Below are 19,623 nucleotides of genomic sequence, written 5' to 3' on the forward strand. Positions count from 1 at the left end.
TAGATTATCTGCTGTTTTTTTATTTACATCGCCGGGTTATTTTAGTTTGTGCAGGAAATAGCAGAGGTTATTTTGAGCCTCCTTTTTCGGTTTCGCAAGTCCTTCGTATACTTTGTACAAGGCATTGGCTCCTGTTATCATAAGCGGATAGTACTCTGTTGTTGTTAGCATGGTGGCGATGTCTAATGATGTAGTGAAAATATCGGAACCAGAAAGTTTGAACTTAAATTTCATCTTCGCTTCAATCTCCTTAATTGACGCTTCGTATTTTCTCTCCAGTTCTTTTGAAAATTCTTCAATATGTTTTTCATCATTTATCTGCTGCAGGTGCAATACATCATCCTTTAACTGTTTGCGGAAATTCTCAAAAGTCTCGTCGAAAAATTTTCTAACTTCCATTACCTTGTCAAAAGACGTAGAAGCAAGGGAGGGTAGTTTTAATTTGGTAAGAACCTGCAGTGCTTTTGCATCGGTCGTATTTGTTGGGGATTTAATTATGGAGTTTAAAAAAGCAAATTCAAATTCTGTGTCAGCAGATACGATGGCTCCAAACTTTATTCTGAATTCATTTTTTCTAAGAAGTATAAGATAACGGTCCCTTATAGATTTTATTATTTCCTCTTCTTTCCATGTTTGATAAAGAGAAACAGAAGGTATCCCGTCAGTCAAGAGAGCGGGAAGAAAAAGGTCGGATCCGTCATTTTCAAAAGAAATAGCTAGTTTTTTACAAGGTTCGACCAAATCCACTACTTTTTGATTATCATCTACCGTTCGTACTTTAATATTTTTCAGGAACCATTCGTAGATTTCAGGAAACTCTTGAGGAAAGCTTAAATCAGGTATATTAACGAAGTGCAACAGCTCATTTGTTGGCTCTTTTGACAGGGGATAAAACTTAATGTAACCCACATTTGCATTTACTCCTGGAAGCAGTCCTTTCATATATTGGACCGTATCCCATAACTGTTCTTTTGCTTGCAGTTCAGAGATCCTCTGATAACCTCTGTACTCTCTTTCCAAATTTATCAAGTCGAAATTTTTATACGATTTTGAATATAAGGGATCATCTATCACAAAACGGTTTAAGAAAAGTGATTTCTGAAATATCTCATCATGATCCGGGAGCTTTTGCAGAATTCGGAAATCTGAAATCTCGACAGAATCTTCATTGTCTGAAATACATTCTTTATCCATACCGCTTCTGTTGGAATTTAAATAGGTTCTGTAGCTGTCCAACTCCTTCTCAATATCCGGGAGCGGTTGCTTTAAAAAGTATTCTTTATTGTTTGTTGTCAGGAAACTGTTGGATAAAAAATTGAATGCGGTGTTTGACATATGTTGTAATTAGTGTATTTAGCAATGGTTGTTTAAGGTTTTAGTAATTTGTGTATGTGTCCGACGTTTTTAAAGGATCATTATCGGATATCTTATTTTTGGACATTTTTGAAATAGCTTATAATCTTCTTATTGTGATAAAGCTCTTTATTTCTCTCCCAATACCCGTATGCTTCCTGAACTGACCGTGTCGGGATGCCGGCATCAAAGTTGGGTTCACCCGGAATCCTGTAAGGGAGCGGCTTTACATGTTTGGTTCTGGTTACTTCATCGATAAAGAAAGTATTGGTCTGGACTGCTTCCTCTAAATGCTGATCCGCCAGCTTCAAATTATCATTCAGGATATGTAATGCAACTATGCCAAATTTAAATTCTATCGTAAAATCGTCTGGATATTGATTTAATAGATCTTCAGCCTGTTTGTAATCTTTTAACGCAAATAAGGTCTCCAGAAGGAGATATCTGATACCCTGATGATCTTCGGGATTCAAAGCTAGATTTAACCTGTAGATTTCAACAGCTTCGGAATATTTTGTATGATACTGCAACTCAACTCCCCAATTTTGACATGCCCTTAAAAAAGGTCTGTTATCAGACATAGGCCATATTAGTTGGTCTTTTTTTAGGTTAAATGCTTTTGGCAGACATCCGATTCCAACATTAAATGCTTTCTCAGCAGTCAGAAGACTTTCAAAGGTTTTTTCCTGACTACGATATGCAATGCTGAGATGAACATAAGCATCGATATAATAGGGGTGCTCTAAAATCAGTTTTTTCAGCATTTTTTCTGCAATCAAGTCACTATCATCCAGAAATTCGACAGCTTCCCAAAATTCATCACTGACTCTTTCATCAATAATGGACAAGGGATATACAAATTCCCAAGTATTGCCATACTGTTTCTGTACTATTGGCTTTTCAGATGCATTGCTCATAGTTATGTGTTTTTTTATCTTGTTTTTTGTTTTTAAAAGACCGAAACGCTGCTATTGTTAAACCGCTACATTTTAAATAATTCCAGTAGTCTTAGTATTAAGTAGATACAATCAATTACGATTGTTTAAGCATTTCTTTGGGATAACCTAATAACCTCATTGTAAATTCTTGCGATTTTCGTTTGATGAAACTTAATTGATTACTTAATACAGTGATGCCGGATGCTCCTATTAACGTAAATACATAGCCATAATCATTAATTTTTTTAACAAAATCAGGAGAATAAACAGGAAGTTTTAGTAACCCATAAACAGCGAATGAAAAAAGACTTGCTTGTAATAACCAAGATAAGATTTTTGTTCTGCGAATGAAACTGTCATTAAATTTTTTAAGCAGATGCATTTCACTTCCTTCAGGTCCTTCTTTCAATTCAATAATTAGTTCATATGCCCTTAGCGCAGATAAGATTTGGAAATCATTTCTATTTTCAAACAATACCGTATTGTCCATTATGCTTTTAAAGGTGTTATTAAGAAGCTGGTTATTAATGAATGATTGATCATACAAGTTTAAATAAACTAAGACAACTTCCATTTGATTGCTTGTACTGGAATAATTTTTATTTAGAATATTTTCAAGCGTAATAGTTATAATGTTTCTGCTACGTATGGAGAGAATATTTTTTATCCAGTTGGTATCAAAACCAAATTTTTGGATACCAATAATTAAAATTAAAATCAAATAATCATCATTTACAAAAGGAGCTGGTGAATCCCTGCTAGGATTACTCTTGTTTTTTAATGAGTAAATCTGCTCAAAAGCGTTCTTGTTATTTGTTTGGAGTGCTGCAATCATATTCACAAACTGCTTGTCGGAATCACTAACTTCTGAATTAAGATTCAAATCAACGGCAGAACCGCTTAAAAATTGGTCAAATGCAACAAGTTTCGCACTGCTTTTTATCCTTTCCTTATAGGTGATTCTGTTGTCTATAGAAACCATTTTTTTCGTTTTAATCCATATTTTAGTGTATCGGGATCCCAGCCCTGAACGTTTCTCATTTTCCCCAAAAGTCTTGAAATCAGATTTGAATATTTCATTGTAGCCGGTTCTTCACCAGGCAGAAAACTTCTCCATGACAAATAAGTAAAGGAAAAAATCTGCTGTGTTATGTAGGTTAAATCATAGAATAACATATCATTTATTTCCGTATTATTATAGTTGCCCTGAGGCGTGAGAATTTTAATCTGGATTGGTTTGCTCATTCCGTGCTTAGACGTTTTTAATTCGCTTGCGCCCAACATTTGAACAATGCAGGTTTCCGAATCAAGGAAAACGTTGCTTCCCCGCACCGGTATGTATTCCCCTTTTTTGACAGTTGATCCATAGGAACCAATTCCTGGCTGATTGATATCAAATAATGTGACCGGATGTATGTTACCAATAGTAACAAAAGCAAATTTTATTCTGTATTGTGAAATGTCTTTTATGAGCTGGGTAATCACATCAAATTCTGTATTTTTAATTGGCTTGAAAATGTGAAATATTAGGCGGACAGTCTCATCGTCATTCCAGCCTTGTTCAGATGAAAGCCTATGTATGGATTGTTTAAGACTTTTTAAGAGTTCATCAAAATAATTTTCATATGATACGTCTTTAACTTTATCTCCAAGGAGGTATTGTCCGTCGCTGGAAAGAAATGTTGTAATTCCGACTACGCGGTTGGATTCTGATCCAGTATATTGATTTTTTCTAAGCCAGCTGTGACCGATACCGATTACCAGTTCGCGATCCACAGAACGCTGCGTCGGCAGGACCCAAGGAGTTCCTCCCAGTTTGGCATAAATTTGTAAAGCTATCGAGTTAAGGATATACTCATTGTAATTATTGATAATCCTGGTCGTAATAAATTGAATTGGTATCTCAAGAGCTAAAAGTTTTGCTTTTATTTGATAGTAGGGGTTGGTTTGATCACTATATTGTTTAAAATTTTCGGGTATTTCAATAATGGCTAAATGTGGTTTGCTATCGTCATCCTCAGTTATTGCTTTCAAGTACTGTTCTAAGGTATTGCTTTGGATTTCTTTAATATTAAACGATACCCTATGCAGGTCGTACTTTTTTTGTAACCCTTTTTGGAAATACCTTGACTGTGGTAATCCATCCCTTAGGTTAGATAGAAATTGCGTAAAATTTCCTCTAATTGTTTTGTTGCATACGCACAAAACATTGGGAGATTTGATATCAAAGATGTTACTGTCATAAGGACCGAAATTGTTGAGGCCATTATCAGGAAAGGTATTTGTTGTTTTTGTTGCGGCAGGATCAAAAATGAAAGTAGGTGGCTTGATTTCAATGCTGTTGTAAACTGTTAATGGATTTGATTTAACTGTAAAACAGAAACCATCTTTGTTTTGAAATAGTAACGGGTTGCCATTCTCATTAAAAAGCGCTTTTGCTATACTGTTAATTTCATTATATAACTTCTTTGTATCATAAATATCAGATCTTTTATTCTCTATGAGCCTTAATATTTCATCACTTTTTTCCTGAGAGATTGCAAATGCAAGATAATTTCCTATGCTACGTTTGGTTTTACGGATAAAAAGTTCGCCCAAATCATATTCTTTTTCGCCCTCATTGGTATTAATTTTTGCTTTTGTTCCACTTATAGAAAGAATCTCCCCTATGAAATCCTCGTTTGGTGCCAGGATATTAGTAAGTCCCGGCAAAGTTTCCGCGTGCAACACCTCAGAACCGATTAAGTTATAATTTTCGGAATGCAGTTCTGCACAGGTTTTATCAAAAATCCAATTGCGTTTAATGTTGATTAAAAATCCAAATTGCTTTTTGTTTTCTATTTCCGTTAGACGAAGCTGCACTTCAATTAGTTTTTTATAGCCTATACGGTTCTTCAGATTGTCCGGGAGGAAATCAAAGATGATATCGTCTCGTTGCTGTCCAGAGAAAAAACGGAACGGATAAAAATCAACAGGCGTGTGCTGCTGGAAGCGCTCCTTGAAAGTACGGAAGAACAAATGTTTAATGAGTGATGCTGTAATTTGGGAATTGCCAAATATACTGCGTTCAGCTAAACTACCAATTGCAGTGCCGGTATTGTCGTCTTTATTGGATATGTAAATTAGATCGCCGTTCCTAAAAAAAGAGTGCGTATTATTATGTAAAGCCCGTAATTCGCCAAGGCGCTCATGACTGTAGGGTTCAGCATTGAGCTGGTATTTTTCGAATTCAAATTCTATTGGAAAGTAATTTAACTGCATAAGGTATGATTAATTATTAATCTTCTAACAGCTTACTAGTGAGCAAAACGGCCATTTAGCTTGACGCAAATTAAGATTAATTTTGGTTATGTATAGATAAGTAAATTTTGTCAGTAATTTATATAATTTATTTGTTACAGCTTTAGTTTTTGCAAAGTTTTATTTGATCTTTTCCGTACTATATAAGTAGGTTTGTTCATATAGAGTTTATTGTGGCAATGGGCGGTCCCAGTGCCTGCTGTTATTTATGATATCTGCTTCTTCCGGAATGACAAGAAAATTTTTAGGCAGAGGGGTTATTGGTACTACATAGGAAGAGGCGACATCAACAGACTCATCAAATATCCATTCTTGATTACTTCTGGAATAAGACTGAAAAAAATGAGTAAAGAGCCAGCTTAATCTGGTTTTTTCCGGATTTATGCTTTCAATTGTCTTAACTATTTTTTTTAATCTTTCCCTTTCAACTGCTGGACCGTCAAAAGTTTCCATTCCAATATGAATAACAGCTTCATAGGGAAGCGTCAACTGTCTTAAAGCTTTGGCAAGCAGTCGGTCAAGATCGCGGGCTTTTCCGATATACGCTTGAAGAGAATCACATGTACATTTAACTCCTGCGGCATTAGTAATCTGATGAATATACCGGTTATTCGCCAGACCTTCTCCCACATGATATCCTGTCGAATTGAGTGCTACCGTAAAACCCTCATAATCGATAGGTTTTTTTGCCAGCAATTCTAATAATTGTGGTGAATTGTACTTTATGTGATATTTTAAAAGCTGCGTATTAATCATTTTCAGATCAAACGTTGATGCGATTATCTCAATTTTTTCGTTAGATAGCCTCCAGTTTTTTTCTTTTATTTTTGAATTTTCGAGTCTGAACAAATCGATCAGATAAGTTTCTGGCAGTGTTTTTAATTCTACATGAAAAGTAATTTCCAATAAGTAGTTGTGTGCTAAAACAAATGGTATGATATGGTGGACCATTTTTTGACGCAGTAGGGTTTCCTCATAAAAATAACCGCCTGATTTCTGCTGTCTCTTGCATTCCACCTGATAAGATTTGTCCTCTTTTCGGACTAAAAGATCAGGGGTTTTATCAGCCTCTTCTGGAAGGAATTCTACTTGGTAGCCATTCCTTTTCCAGGCAAGTGCAGCTAGAAATTCAAACAGGATCTGGTCCGCTTCAATTGGTCTTTTTTTTATGAGATCGCTGATTTTTTTTCTGAGTCCATCAAGGGAAGGAAGCAGATCAATGTCCATTCCGATACGTTTAAAAATAGGCACAATGCGTGCCCCCTGATAATATTCATACTTGTGGGGTTCATGTATTAAGCAATGTACCAGATAAAGATACCAGCCTATTCTGTCTTTTTCAATTACTAGTAACAGTCCGTCCGATACGGGTTTTGAAAGAGGTGGAGAGTCAGAGTGGAAATTACTGAGATATTCTTCAATTGCCTGCTTTCTTTTCTGCCACTGGTCGGGTGTCATAAATGTCATAAAATAGTCAAAGGCAGCAATCACATCTTTGTCATCATATTCGGGAAAAATTAGTTCAGTTATTGGAATTCTCGTCGTCATAGTTGGTTTGAATTTTAATAGTTAAAAAGAAACTAAATCAAAGGAAATTTTTTTGGTGGTATAGTAGACTCCAAAAGTAGCATTTGTGATTTTTTTTGGATCAGTAGAAATACGGGTTTTAGCAATCCAGCTTTAAACTGTATTATTTTAGTGCAAAACTGAAACGCTAATGAATGTTGTATACTGCTGATATATTTTTAAGTCATTCAGTAGTAAACTTAGGACTAAATGCTATTAGGTTTTTACGGTTTTCCATAATTGGTAAACTTACTTTAGTTTTCACTCGAAACGGGTAAATAGGGTAGCTAAGGTAGCTTCAGTCGTCTGCTGTATGCGCATAAAGAACTCCAGTTTCCTTTCGTCCGCCCTTCGGGACTTATAGCACTCCGTATCTTTAACTGACGCCTGATTCTTGCTTTAATTAATTAGTTAACAGTTTGTTGTGTAGTACCGCTCAACTTCGTTCGACTGAAAATGCTGATTAATTATAGAAGATGTTTAAATATGTTTTTTTTGAGCTTTTCCCGCTATGCCTTTCAATCTTTTGTGCAAAACACCGCAAAAAAGGATTTCCAATACTATCGAGGCTAAAAAGTTGAATGCATTTTATGTTTCGGTTTTCACTTTTTTAATAATAATTTCAAAAAGTGTTGACAAAAAGGTGCAAAATAGTTTCGAACCTAATCTCGGCAAGTCTTGATTTTTCTATGTTTATCGTTTCTTAAAATTGCAAGTGCTACCATATTGTTAGGAAATTTAAATTGATGATTTTCAGTGTGTTTAAATTAATATTTTTTAGAGGAACTGATTAATTATATATCCATTTTATTGGATTATCATATGGTTATTGTGTTTGTATCTTATAATATGTATTGAAAATTCTTATGCGTAGTTATTTTAAATGCGTGTCTTTGTCACCACAAGAATAATAGCAATGATTTTTATCTGTTGAGATATATTTTGCAGCCCTCGATTACAAAGCTGTTAAGGGGTTAAGTAAATTCATGATAAAATAATTTTTTAGTACGCAAAAACACTGCGTACTATATGTCTATCTTTGATTAATTAATTAATACAGCTAGATAATTATTGATTCTAATCAAAAACAAACCATCAGATATGGAAAAAAATGTTATAAAAATAAAAGCAAACAATAATGAAATTAATTTGTATTGTTTTCTTGGAGAAGCTCTATCGAAAACCCAATTGGTTGAACAAGCGTTGAGTTATTCAATTACTCTTAAAATGAATTCCAAAGAAACAAAAGAAAAGGCGGATGAATGTTTAAAACAAAATCAGGGTTATACTTTAGGCAAGGCTATTAATATTGCAATTAGTGATAACCTATATAATTTGTCATTACAAGATGAATTAAATGCTTTTTTACAGCAAAGGAATTGGTTGATTCACAAAGTTATCATTGGAAACGAGGAAGATTTAAATGCTGGAAACATAAAAGACGAATTGCTTCATAAAATTAAAAATATTTCCGATAAAGCGGAAAGTATTCAACGCGCATTACAATATGATTTGATAGACTTTTGTTCTTCTAAAGGAAACGATATGTCACAAACGCTATCATTATTAAAATTACAAGACCAAGGAATAAGAATTCGAAAGTAAAATTTAAAACAGCACTCTTCAGTTAGGTTGAGCGTATTGTTTATATTGTCTGATTTAATAAATTGATGAGTAATTGATTTTTTATCCAACAATAGAAAGAGTGATCAAGCTTTCAAATTAAATAAATATATTATAAATGTATAAAGATTTCGTTAAAGAGTTTAGTTCAGAATTATTTGCAGACTTGTCAAATGATAATTCCGATCAAAAAAATGAGCTTAAAATACCAGCATTCAAAGGAGTATTCAAAAAAAAGACTGATGACATAGAATTATTTGAAAATATTAAAAGGATGAAATTGAAAGTTACTTAATCCAATGTTCTATGCAGTCATTAATTTCTTTTTGCCATAGTTTTATATCAGTATTCACAGATACTTTTATAATACTGCACTCTTCATCCTTTAAATCATGAGTTCTTTTATAATAATTACCAGTTGTTATATTTTTATTATTGTCAGGATAAAGTAATGCTGTTTTAGAAGCATTGTAGTAGTGATGGTAAGCAAACATTTGTCGCAGGTCTTCATTTGAAGGTATATTATGTGCTAGATTTTTCCATTTAGTATCGATAACAAAATTTTTATTTTCATACGTAATAAAAATATCAGCCTTAAAATATGATTTTCGTTGATCATTTATGTGCCAAAAATCTGCTGTTTTTTGCTCTTCAACTTTAAATAAAGGATTTGATTTAATACTGTTAAAAATAAATTTTTCCCATAAATTATTCATGTCGAACATCAGTGCTAAAACTTCGTCTTTCCCTTTAGAGATATCTGGGTGAAAATTTAAAAGTATCATTTTCGCTATGTTTAATGCAGTCTTATATTGTTGGGATTTCCTATTTAGCACTATTTTATTAAATGTATTTTCTTGTACGGGAAAGTCTTTCATCTCGGGAAAACTTGTGACTAATCGATTAATTCTGCTCTTTAATAATTGAGATGTGTTTATTTGTTGTAGTAATTTGAGTGCTTTATAGAGTATTCTGTGTAATTGATGTTCTTTATCATAACCAGTAGTTTGAACATAAAAGCGTTCTTTATGTATTAAATTGTACTGAATATTTTTGGAAAATATTAAATTGCCATTTAGCGATTTTCGGTTTTCTTCTTTGTCTCTATATTTATTTATCAGACCTTTATAGAGTAGGCTTTCTATTTCACTAATGAACAGTTCATAATAGATATCAAGAAAGTTGTTGGGTATTATTTTTAACGAAGAAAAACTAGTAATATTGATATCAAAAGAATTTATTGTATAAAGCATCTTTATTAATAAATTACGCCAAACAGCTTTTTCGGATATTCCCTTTTTTTCAAAATTAATATTCCAATTCTTGTCGGCTTTAGGTAAAACTTCAATAATTAGATTATTTAATTGCAGAATACCAACAAACTGACAAAAACGTACTCCATTTTTTATTAAAGAATAGAATGGAAAAGACTCTAGCTGGTTTTTTATTTTACTAATTTTTGTTAAATCTAAAAATGAGCTATGGCTGTAGTTTCCATCACCGAAAAAAGTTTCTAGAGATTCTAAATGAGAAGATTTGAAAATAATTCCACTATATTTTTGCCCAACTATTAGACTATCATGTTCAAATATTGTAATTTGTTGCTTATTCATAATTAGTTGAACTATTGCGTATGTTCATTAGAATTTCTAATGCTTTGTAAAAAGTGGCATCATTAGAGTATTCAATTATATTGAAATTATATGAATCTGGACTAATATAGTTTGTACCATTAAAAACTTCACTGTTCGCAAATAATTCTTTATGATTTATTACTTTTTCTTTTATTACAAATCCATTACCCAATACTAATCCAATTTTGTCATAATCTCCATAGAAATATTCTTGCAATAAAGGGATAATATTCTTGTAAAAGGCAGTTACTAATTTCTTTTTAATATCTTCTTCTTCTTGTAGTAGAAAAAAAGAATGACCAATTAAATGATCTCTCCCTAATAGAACTTCTATTCGCTCGTTTATTTTTTTTAGAATATCAAATGCATAAAATTCCCCGATACGGTAATTTTCAATTGTATCTTCCTTAAATAAATCATATTTTGGAGGCATCTCGATAAATTCAAACCTTCTACGTAAAGCAGTATCTAACGCCTCAATAGATCTATCAGCTGTATTCATTGTTCCCAAAATATAAACATTTTTTGGGATGCAAAATTCGCTCTTGCTATATGGTAATACAGCGGTAATTGCTTCCGGTTCTCCTAATCTTTTACTTTCTTCTATTAGGGTAATTAATTCTCCGAATATTTTGGAAACATTTCCTCGATTTATTTCATCAATAATTAATATGAAATTTTTACTATCATTATCAGTATCTTGTATTTCAACAGGAAATTTTTCCTTTATATATTCCCCTATGGCAATCGTGTACGGCTTCCAATCTCTAATGTAGCCATTAATAATATAATCTCGGCACATTTCTTTTGTAACACCCATTTTTGTTCCTTTTTCAGTTTCAGGAATCGCGACTGCCGTTTCATTAGTATTTATTACAACCTTAAAATTTTTACTTTGTGCAGGAGTCTTTAATAATATTGAGCCATTTGCTGTGACTTCTTCAACAAATTTTGAATAAGATTCATCAAAGTTTGTAGAAGTTTTTTTTTGAATGGCGCGCTCGCAAAGTGTGCGAAAAATTCCTTTTTCAATAATATAATTAACTTTGTTGTCAACAGTTGTAGGTTTTATTCCTTCAATAAAATCTTCGTAGCTCATGTTTTGGTGAAAAGTTGTAAAAACAATTTGACCTTCTGCAATTTTTTTTTCAAATAGTTCTTTAACTTCAATTCGTGTTTTATCTCCAATGGATTCTCCAATAAGTTCTAAGGACCTGTTTATGGTATTATAAGTTTTTCCTGTTCCGGGAGGGCCATAGAATATCTGATTTAGACTCATATTGTTTTGTGAAAATATATTATGTGAATTGCCTAATGTATTTAATAATGACCTATATTTTTTTAGAGCTGAACTATATCTTGAATGACCAGTACGGTCCATTTTTAAATATTCTTTATCTATATTTAAATCTTCTAGAAATTTATCAAGTATGTACAAGTTTTGTAATTCGTAGACATTTTCTTCTAAAAGTTTTCTTTTTAAAGCTACCTTTGTTACTGCAGGAATAGCAGAAAAGTATGAGGTAGCACTTTTAGGAATCACTTTATCAAGATAGTTTTTGAATTTTATTTCCATTTCAGCAATGGAATATTTAGATGTAATTAATTTTCTGATTTTGTCGCTTAAATTTTCTTCAAAATAAAGTAATGCCTCTTCAATTTTTTCAAAAAAATTTTCATCATCGTAATTAACACTGTTTTTAAAAGCGATACTCAAACCAGGTTGGTGATCTTTATTCCAATATGTAAGTTCTGGTAGATTATCTTTTAATTTTGAGAAATATGTTTTTTTTAATTTATCCTCAAAATGGATTTCAACAGAAACTACTTTTTTACTATATTGAACATTTGTTCTTTCAATTATTTCGTAGTGACATTTGTAATCACCTATAATGCCTACAGCATCAGATATAAAAAGCCATTTAGACTTCGGTTTATGCTCTCCAACCTTAAAATTTTGAACTATCGAAGAACTTTGACTAAGATATGTCTTTAAAGGAGATATGATAGATTTAAAACTTTTATAACTAGGTTTTTTACTTTTGCTTCCTATTTCAAAACCTTCATTTTCTAACTTTTGAAAAGCTGGAGTATCTAAGCCACCCTCGAAAGTATTAGGGTCAAGTTCTACTCCCGTAGCAAATCGATTAGCTATGCTTATTACTAACTTCGGAGGATATCTCTTGTTATTATATATTAGATCGTAAGTAGTAGACTGCCGGTGTGATGGGATTCCGTTTTTTTCAATTTCCTGGATTGCTTCAATTATGTTTTGTTTTGTAATGGTATGCATTAATTATTCCTGATATTTTAATTTACATTAGTTTAATTATTATAGGCTTATAATTAAAAAAGATAATTCAAAAAAAAAATTAATCACTATGCAAGTCAGATGCCATTAAATTCTGATTACCTAATATAGTTAATAATGTTTGATTATGTGCTAAAGTTGATGCGGTGATAACATCAGCCATGGAATCGGACATTAACAACCTTATAATAGTCTCATCATATTTTCTATGCATGCTTTTATATGCATCACCTATTGAAACATCAGAGTTCAAAAATTCAACAATTGCATGGATCTCGCAGTTAATAAAATCATCTTGATATTCTGGATGTATGTTAACCTTATCGCTATATCCAACAAATGAATAGCAGCCGTTTGCTATAAGTTCCGGTCCTAATTCAGTGGAGCAGTGACATGCGGTAGAGTAAAATAAAGTATCTTTAAAAGAAGAACTATTTGTACTGTTTACATATTCATCACTACTTGTATGAAGACAGTTATCTCTTCCATGTGAAAATGCTACAAATATGAATTTATTTGAATTGTATTCTTTAATTCTTTGTTCAATGTGGTCAAGCGTACAAAGCGCACCATCTAAATAATTTGGGGCAATATTAGAGTTATTAATTCTTTTTTTAAGTTCTTCTAAACTTTTATGGAAATATTCACCAAGAGAAAAATCTTGGTCATCGTAAGAAATTAAAGTATTAATCATTGAAACTGACCTTTTGTTTTGTTAAAAGATTTACTGCTAGTTTTAAAATATTTCTTTCAATTTTTCGTCCTAAAGTTTCTCCCAATCGAATACTTTTAATTAAATCTTCTAAAGTATGTTCCCCTTCTGAACTAACAATAAATGGTTTTGCCCTTTCTTCTTGGCTTAAGCTTGATATCCATTCTTCAAGAATTGTATCAACCCGTACTTCGAGCTGATGCTGTGCTTTTGTAACTAGCGGCAGAACTCGTCCATAATCGGTTGTACTATGCTCTAAGGAAAGAAAATCATTATTAACCAATTCCACCAAATTAGGTTTTGATAAGCTATTAATGTCTTTTGCGGTCCAAATTATAATATAGACTAATGAAGTTTCTTTTCTAATTGCCCTGAAAATTTCGATTCCTTGTGGCTCATCTTCATGCAAATCTAAATCAAGAATTACAATCATTTTTTGAGTTCGATTTTTTAATACAAATTGTAGACCTTCTTCAGAATGTTCAATTAATGTAACGTTTTCTTCACCATACGCGTCAATAAGTTCAACAATTAATGGATCGTTGTACTTTAAAGTGTCATGAATAACAACAATTTTAGTTGGAGATGGAATCATTTTTAACCTTTTTTAAATGGAAGAGTAATTTTAAATGTAGCACCGCAATCACCAAATTCGCTATCAATAATTTCGACTTTCCCATGTAATGCTTCAATCCTTGTCTTAACTATAAAAAGTCCCAGTCCAGCACCTCCTTGTTCAGCAGTAGATGTGTAGTAAATTTCAAAAACTTTTTTCCATTTATCTTTTGAAATCCCAATACCATTGTCAGAAAAATATATCACAAATTGATCCTCAATTATTTTACCGCTACACTTAATTATTTTTTGATCAATTGTTTCCAATGCCTTGATGGAATTGGATATAAAATTTTGAAAAATATCTTCAAAGAATTTCCTATTAGCGTTGATTATCAAATCGTCCTCAAATTCTATTAGTGCATTAATATTTTCAGATAAAAAAGTTTGTTTGTACGATTTAAGTAGTAAATCATTCAACATTTTTTTTATACTAAAATCTTCAAAATCTATATTTGAACCTGCATAACTTAACATAAAATCTATTACCTTGTTCAAGGTTTCCATTTCATCATATATGAGTACTGCGTAGTCTTTAAAAACGTCATCGAAACGAGCATTTGGAAACTTATTTTTAAAAAACTCTGCCATTCTCTTTGTCTTGCCTAAGGAGGTTCTAACAGCATGAGAAAGTCTAATAGCATAGTCCTGCAATGACATTAAACTCAAATAAATATTTTCTTTACGGACGTATTCTTGTTTGGCTTCCTTCTGTGCTGAAATTCCCTTTTTTAAAGAAGTTGAAACTTCTGCTGCTTTCTTTTTTAATGGTTGCAGATATACTTTTAAATCGGGTTTTTCTATTTCGAGTTTTTGAATTGCTTGACTAAAACTCTGTACATTATCATCAGCCTTTTTCAGTGCATTATCTCCTTCATCCTGACGTTGAATTCTTTCGAAAACTTTTATTTCAGAGAAAATATTCAATTGTTCAATTACAAATTTTTTAAGTTCCCTGTATTCATTATTGTCAACAAAATCTTGGCGGTTAGTAGCATCAATAATTTTTGGATTTTCCTCTTTTGTAATTGACACAATACCAATAACTTCTCGAGTTGATATCCTGTTGAATATATCTCGCCATAATCTTTTATCTATACCTAAGACATCTCGTTTGTTATCAGGGTGGTCATTGTATTCTGCAAATGGAGTAGTAACTAAACCGTCTCGGTATATTTTTACCCCATCAATTCTTGTTTCATCTCCTTTAAACGCTTGATTAAAGATTCTTTTAGCTTTTGTATTAAAGAAAAATAGATTCATTGAAACTGGTCCAAAAGACTGGATTGGAATTTTCTCCGTATAAATTTCACCTTTTATAGAATTAAATTTTAAAGTCTCCTGTTCATTAGTCTTAATATCAAAAGAAATGGTAGCTGTATGCGACGCATATTTGACAATGTCTACTTCGACCAATCGTTTGTTAAAGTCAGAAAAATCATTTGAATCTACATATATATTAAAAGGCGGGCTTAAGGGGTAAAAAGGAGACACTATTTTAGTTAGCTCTTTATACAATCTGTCAATGTCAGATTTTGTCCAAGGTTCATTTAAATTTTTTATTAGTAATTCAGTTCCATGTTCTGTAATATCTCCTTGAAAATAACTATAGTCGTTTTCAACTTCTGTAAATAAGGTCAATTGCTCAGAGGCAGCTTTTGTTTCATATTCATCCCAGTGAAGTTTGACTATCAGCCCTTCATTTGTGTTAGATTGTTTCGTTATAATTTCTACTTTTTCACCTAACTTATCCACAGCAAATCTTCCAATCCCTTTTTCGCCCACATATCTTCTATTGAAAGGTGAATCCGAATAAAGATTTTTTCTTTTACTATTAGTTCCGACAACCATCCATTTATCTCTAATATCGTCTAATGACATACCCGTACCATTGTCTTTAATGGAGATTGTAGAGTCGGTAGTTTGATTATTTACATTGGAAAAAGTTACGATGACTTCAGTAGCATTTGCATCATAAGCATTTTTAACTAATTCAAATACAGCTGTTATGCGATCAGTAATTAGATCTCTGCCTAAAAGGCGAAAAGCATTTACGTCGAATCTCCATTTAAGAGGTTCATATTTTGGTGCTAAATTATTCAAGACTTTCAATATGATTTTTTATACTTCTAGCTATGGCAATACCCAAACCAACAGGAACTGCATTGCCAATTTGTCTGGCAATTGTTTGAGTAGATAATTTTGTAGAACTATCTGCGAATTGATAATTCATCGGAAAACTTTGTATTAAAGCAGCTTCTCTAAGTGTTATAGCTCGGTCTTGTTCTGGATGTCCGAATCTGCCATTACCTAATCCATTGCAACATGTAGTCATCGTTGGAGCGACATCATCCCATTTCATACGTCCATAAACACTTCCAAAAGCTTTACCACTTTCTTTCTTGTGACAATCTAACCATAAACTTTTATCCCAATCCCTCCAAAAACCTCCTTGAACTGATGCCTGAATTCTTTTTTTATTTAGTTCAGTTAATTTTCGGGCTATATGAATTGGATCTGAAGGATGAGCAACCCCGTCTTCAACATTAGGTAAATGACCAATAACATCACGAACCGTTAAATGATGGCCTTTTGGAGTTAATTTGTCAATTAATTTTATATATCCATGTTTTGATCCCAACAACACTAATCTTTTCCTTCTTTGAGCTACCCCATAATCTTGAGCATTAACAATGCTGTAGCTTACTTTATATCCTTTTTTCTCTAATTTTTCAACAAAGTCATTAAATACTTTCCCATCTTTAAATTTTAAAAGTTGTGGAACATTTTCCATAGAAATTATCTCAGGATCAGTTTGTTCAATTAAATCAGCAAATGAATACAACAATTTCCATTTAGAATCTTCCTTTCCGTTTTCCTTGTTTAAATTTTTGTTTTTTTGTAAAGAGAATGGCTGACAAGGTGCACATCCCACTAGTATTTTTCGAGTATTTTTTCTGTAGCGTTTTAGTAAATCATCCCCACTCAATAAAGTAATATCATCAGCATAAAAAGAAGCATTATTATTCTTTTCAAAAGCAAATTTACAAGTACCGTCGAAGTCGATACCAGCATCGATTTTAAAGTTCTCTTTTACAAAGCCGTGGGTTAGTCCTCCGATGCCGCAAAAGAGATCTATTAGTGAGTAATTATCTATGTTGTTTTTCTTCAAATTTTTTGATGACATATTTTTGTAAAAAAAAGTATTAATTATACTTAACGAGCAATTATGTTTCAAAAATAAAATATAAAAGTATAATATATAAATAAATTCTCTTTTTTATCGATGATAAAAAATGTAGAAAATTCTTAATTTAACAAAATTAAATTATAAGTACAAATAAACATAAGTATAAATACCTGTTTTTTTATAATATGATATTCTTTCTATCGTCATAGGTAAGAATTTTTAAAGTCTAGTGTTATTTCCATTTTTTAGGGTTTGTTCTGGTATAATTAAAGAAGATGGAATACTAATTTTAGAAAATTTTTAATTAGGTATGGGTTAATGCTAATATACATCTAAGTTTTCTTTAGATTTAATCTTTAGTTTTGTAGAAAAAAAAAATATATTATTTTTTCTTTTTAATAACTAAATGAGACAGGGCAGGGTCATGCAAAAGACGCTCCATTTCTGAATTAACTATTTCGGATATATCTTGTTTTATCTGCAGATAATTGCGTTCAATAATGGTATTGTTTATAATCGTACAGGGCTGATTCCCTGATATGCGTCTTCTTCTTTTTTTAGCTGCTTATGATTATTGATTATCTCGGAATGGAATGTTTTGAGTTCAATTTTGCAGTCCGGATTATCAGCTGCAATGCCGACAAATTCACCAGAGCTCAAACAGGAAATCTTAGAAGCAGGCACAGCAGCTTCAAGCTGTTTTGATCTGCTGATGGAGGTATCCGAGCTGTTTATGGAAATGCTCTCGCGGTCCTGCATTATTTTCCCAAAACGTTCGGAGAGCTGTTTAGCCGTATCTCCGCTGACCTGTCCTGATACAATATTTCCAACTATGTTAACAATTACATCCGCCTGTTCGCGGCCGTAATCCTTGCGCAGCTGGCTGAAGTCCTGAATCCCCAGACAGGTGCTTACCTTATTGCTTCTTGCCGTGGCTATCAGGCTGTCCATATTATTGAGATAAATAGTCGGGAATTCATCAAATATGAGACTGCTTTTGATTCTCTCTTTCTGGTTCACCTGCTTGATGAGCCTGCTTACATAAAGCGAGAGAACGGCGCCATAGGTCTGAATTTTTAGCGGGTTGTTTCCCATGCAGACTATCTTTGGGTCGGCAGGATTATTAATGTCGAGTGTGAAGTCATTTCCAGAGAGCACATAGTAAAGCTGCGCACTGGACAGTCTTGCCATTGATATCTTGGCAGAGGCTATCTGCCCCTCCAGCTGCTCCATGACATTCTGGAGGTAGGTGCTGACAAATGGATCTATCAAAATCTCTATTTCTTTTTCAGTTCTCAGCAGCGTAAAAAGGCTATTATATTCCACCTGCATCAGTTCAATAACATGAGGCAGGGTGCAGAACTCGCCGTTGTTGTATTTGCGCAGATACCATATGACTGCAGAAAGAAAATTGATAGGCGATTCGACGAAAAAGTCCCCCTGTTTTTTTATCCATTCACGGTTTAATCCCAAAAGAATGGTGCGTGCCGATTCTGACGCGTCTGTTATGTCTTCCATTGATTTTGGATCAAGGGGATTGCATCTGTGCGTGCGGCTCAGGTCATCAAAATTAATGACGTAAAATTTAGGTTCCACCTTGTATAAATGCCTCTTCTGAAGCCATGTGTTATAGGCTATTATGCTGAGGTCGTCAAACTTAAAATCATATACAAACATTGAGAAGCCTTTACGAATGTGCTGGGTTATGATATGGCGGATCACAAAATACGATTTTCCAGAGCCCGGGGTTCCTGCAACCAAGATTCCCCGAAAAGGATTTATGATATTGATCCAGCTTTTTCGGACTTTGTTTTTTAATTTATATTGGGCCGGCAGGTTAATGGAATATTCATTTTCAAGAAGCCTTTCTTCCTGCGGGAATGTTTCATTTTCACTGTTGAAAATATCCTTATGGCTGAGATTTCTTCTTATGATCCTCGACAAAAGTGTTCCGCCCGAAAGTAGGAGCAGATATCCCAAGACAGTACAGAGCACATAAAGAACCAGTTTTTTTTCAGGAGTGGCAGGAATGATCAGAAAAAAGAAGCTCAAAAAATAAGCCAATAGCCCCAAAGCGATATAGCAGAACGCAGTTTTGAAGTCCAGCTTTTCATTTTTTCTGCCCTTTGCCCCAAGCAGAGAAATGCATAAAAATCCCAAAGAAAACAGCTTGGATAAATGAAAATAATCAAAGAGTCCGGTGCGGAATATATTCCCCATCAGTTTATCACCGAAGTTGCTTACCAGTCCCCATATTTTAAATACATTAAAGCCGTAATAATAGAAATGAAGACCTAAAAATATTATGCTGATAAGCCTTGTCATATCCAAAATTTTTCTAAGCGCCTGTTCGTTTTCTCCTGTCTGCATAGTCTTTGTTT

At 32.9% G+C, this 19,623-nt stretch carries 13 protein-coding genes and 1 pseudogene; 2 read left to right on the forward strand and 12 right to left on the reverse strand.

Annotated features, from left to right (window positions below; all coding sequences use genetic code 11):
• Positions 1 to 36: 36 nt before the first annotated feature.
• From ACE01P_RS11180 to ACE01P_RS11200, 5 genes are all read right to left on the reverse strand, one after another.
• Positions 37 to 1,335: a hypothetical protein gene (locus ACE01P_RS11180; protein WP_379697518.1), complete on the reverse strand. Its 1,299-nt coding sequence runs from the start codon at positions 1,333 to 1,335 to the stop codon at positions 37 to 39.
• Positions 1,336 to 1,427: 92 nt separating this feature from the next.
• Positions 1,428 to 2,270 carry a tetratricopeptide repeat protein gene (locus tag ACE01P_RS11185; RefSeq protein ID WP_379697522.1) on the reverse strand — a complete coding sequence of 281 codons (843 nt, stop codon included), beginning with the start codon at positions 2,268 to 2,270 and terminating at the stop codon, positions 1,428 to 1,430.
• 115 nt (positions 2,271 to 2,385) lie between these two features.
• On the reverse strand, positions 2,386 to 3,273 hold the full coding sequence (locus ACE01P_RS11190; RefSeq protein WP_379697525.1) for a hypothetical protein: 888 nt from the start codon (positions 3,271 to 3,273) through the stop codon (positions 2,386 to 2,388).
• Positions 3,261 to 5,552 (reverse strand): Piwi domain-containing protein, encoded by a 2,292-nt coding sequence (locus ACE01P_RS11195; protein WP_379697528.1) that lies wholly within the window; start codon positions 5,550 to 5,552, stop codon positions 3,261 to 3,263. Before ACE01P_RS11195 ends, ACE01P_RS11190 begins: the two co-directional genes overlap by 13 nt.
• Before the next feature lie 207 nt (positions 5,553 to 5,759).
• Complete coding sequence (locus ACE01P_RS11200; protein ID WP_379697531.1) at positions 5,760 to 7,139, reverse strand: hypothetical protein; 1,380 nt, start codon at positions 7,137 to 7,139, stop codon at positions 5,760 to 5,762.
• Between the two features lie 1,119 nt (positions 7,140 to 8,258).
• Here ACE01P_RS11200 and ACE01P_RS11205 point away from each other — a divergent pair.
• Both ACE01P_RS11205 and ACE01P_RS11210 read left to right on the forward strand, forming a co-directional pair.
• The gene (locus tag ACE01P_RS11205) at positions 8,259 to 8,762 is read left to right on the forward strand and encodes a hypothetical protein (RefSeq protein ID WP_379697533.1); all 504 of its coding nucleotides are present in this window, start codon (positions 8,259 to 8,261) and stop codon (positions 8,760 to 8,762) included.
• A 136-nt stretch (positions 8,763 to 8,898) separates the two neighbouring features.
• Positions 8,899 to 9,075, forward strand: a complete 177-nt coding sequence (locus tag ACE01P_RS11210) for a hypothetical protein (RefSeq protein ID WP_379697535.1) — start codon at positions 8,899 to 8,901, stop codon at positions 9,073 to 9,075.
• Here the strand turns inward: ACE01P_RS11210 and ACE01P_RS11215 are convergent.
• From ACE01P_RS11215 to mobC, 7 genes and pseudogenes are all read right to left on the reverse strand, one after another.
• The gene (locus tag ACE01P_RS11215) at positions 9,068 to 10,393 is read right to left on the reverse strand and encodes an McrC family protein (RefSeq protein WP_379697536.1); all 1,326 of its coding nucleotides are present in this window, start codon (positions 10,391 to 10,393) and stop codon (positions 9,068 to 9,070) included. The genes ACE01P_RS11210 and ACE01P_RS11215 overlap by 8 nt on opposite strands.
• On the reverse strand, positions 10,386 to 12,707 hold the full coding sequence (locus tag ACE01P_RS11220; protein ID WP_379697538.1) for an McrB family protein: 2,322 nt from the start codon (positions 12,705 to 12,707) through the stop codon (positions 10,386 to 10,388). Before ACE01P_RS11220 ends, ACE01P_RS11215 begins: the two co-directional genes overlap by 8 nt.
• Before the next feature lie 79 nt (positions 12,708 to 12,786).
• A complete protein-coding gene (locus ACE01P_RS11225) occupies positions 12,787 to 13,419 on the reverse strand; it encodes a hypothetical protein (protein ID WP_379697541.1) in 633 nt (210 codons plus the stop codon).
• The gene (locus ACE01P_RS11230; protein ID WP_379697544.1) at positions 13,412 to 14,032 is read right to left on the reverse strand and encodes a hypothetical protein; all 621 of its coding nucleotides are present in this window, start codon (positions 14,030 to 14,032) and stop codon (positions 13,412 to 13,414) included. The genes ACE01P_RS11225 and ACE01P_RS11230 overlap by 8 nt, the downstream gene beginning before the upstream one ends.
• A 2-nt stretch (positions 14,033 to 14,034) precedes the next feature.
• Positions 14,035 to 16,155 (reverse strand): ATP-binding protein, encoded by a 2,121-nt coding sequence (locus ACE01P_RS11235; RefSeq protein WP_379697547.1) that lies wholly within the window; start codon positions 16,153 to 16,155, stop codon positions 14,035 to 14,037.
• Entirely contained in the window at positions 16,148 to 17,239 is a 1,092-nt protein-coding gene (locus ACE01P_RS11240) for a DNA cytosine methyltransferase (protein ID WP_379697550.1), read from the reverse strand. The genes ACE01P_RS11235 and ACE01P_RS11240 overlap by 8 nt, the downstream gene beginning before the upstream one ends.
• 385 nt (positions 17,240 to 17,624) lie before the next feature.
• Positions 17,625 to 19,612 (reverse strand): annotated as a pseudogene (gene mobC, locus ACE01P_RS11245) (conjugal transfer protein MobC).
• Positions 19,613 to 19,623: the final 11 nt, after the last annotated feature.

It is taken from the genome of Flavobacterium sp. HJSW_4, assembly GCF_042436695.1.
Lineage (GTDB): Bacteria > Bacteroidota > Bacteroidia > Flavobacteriales > Flavobacteriaceae > Flavobacterium.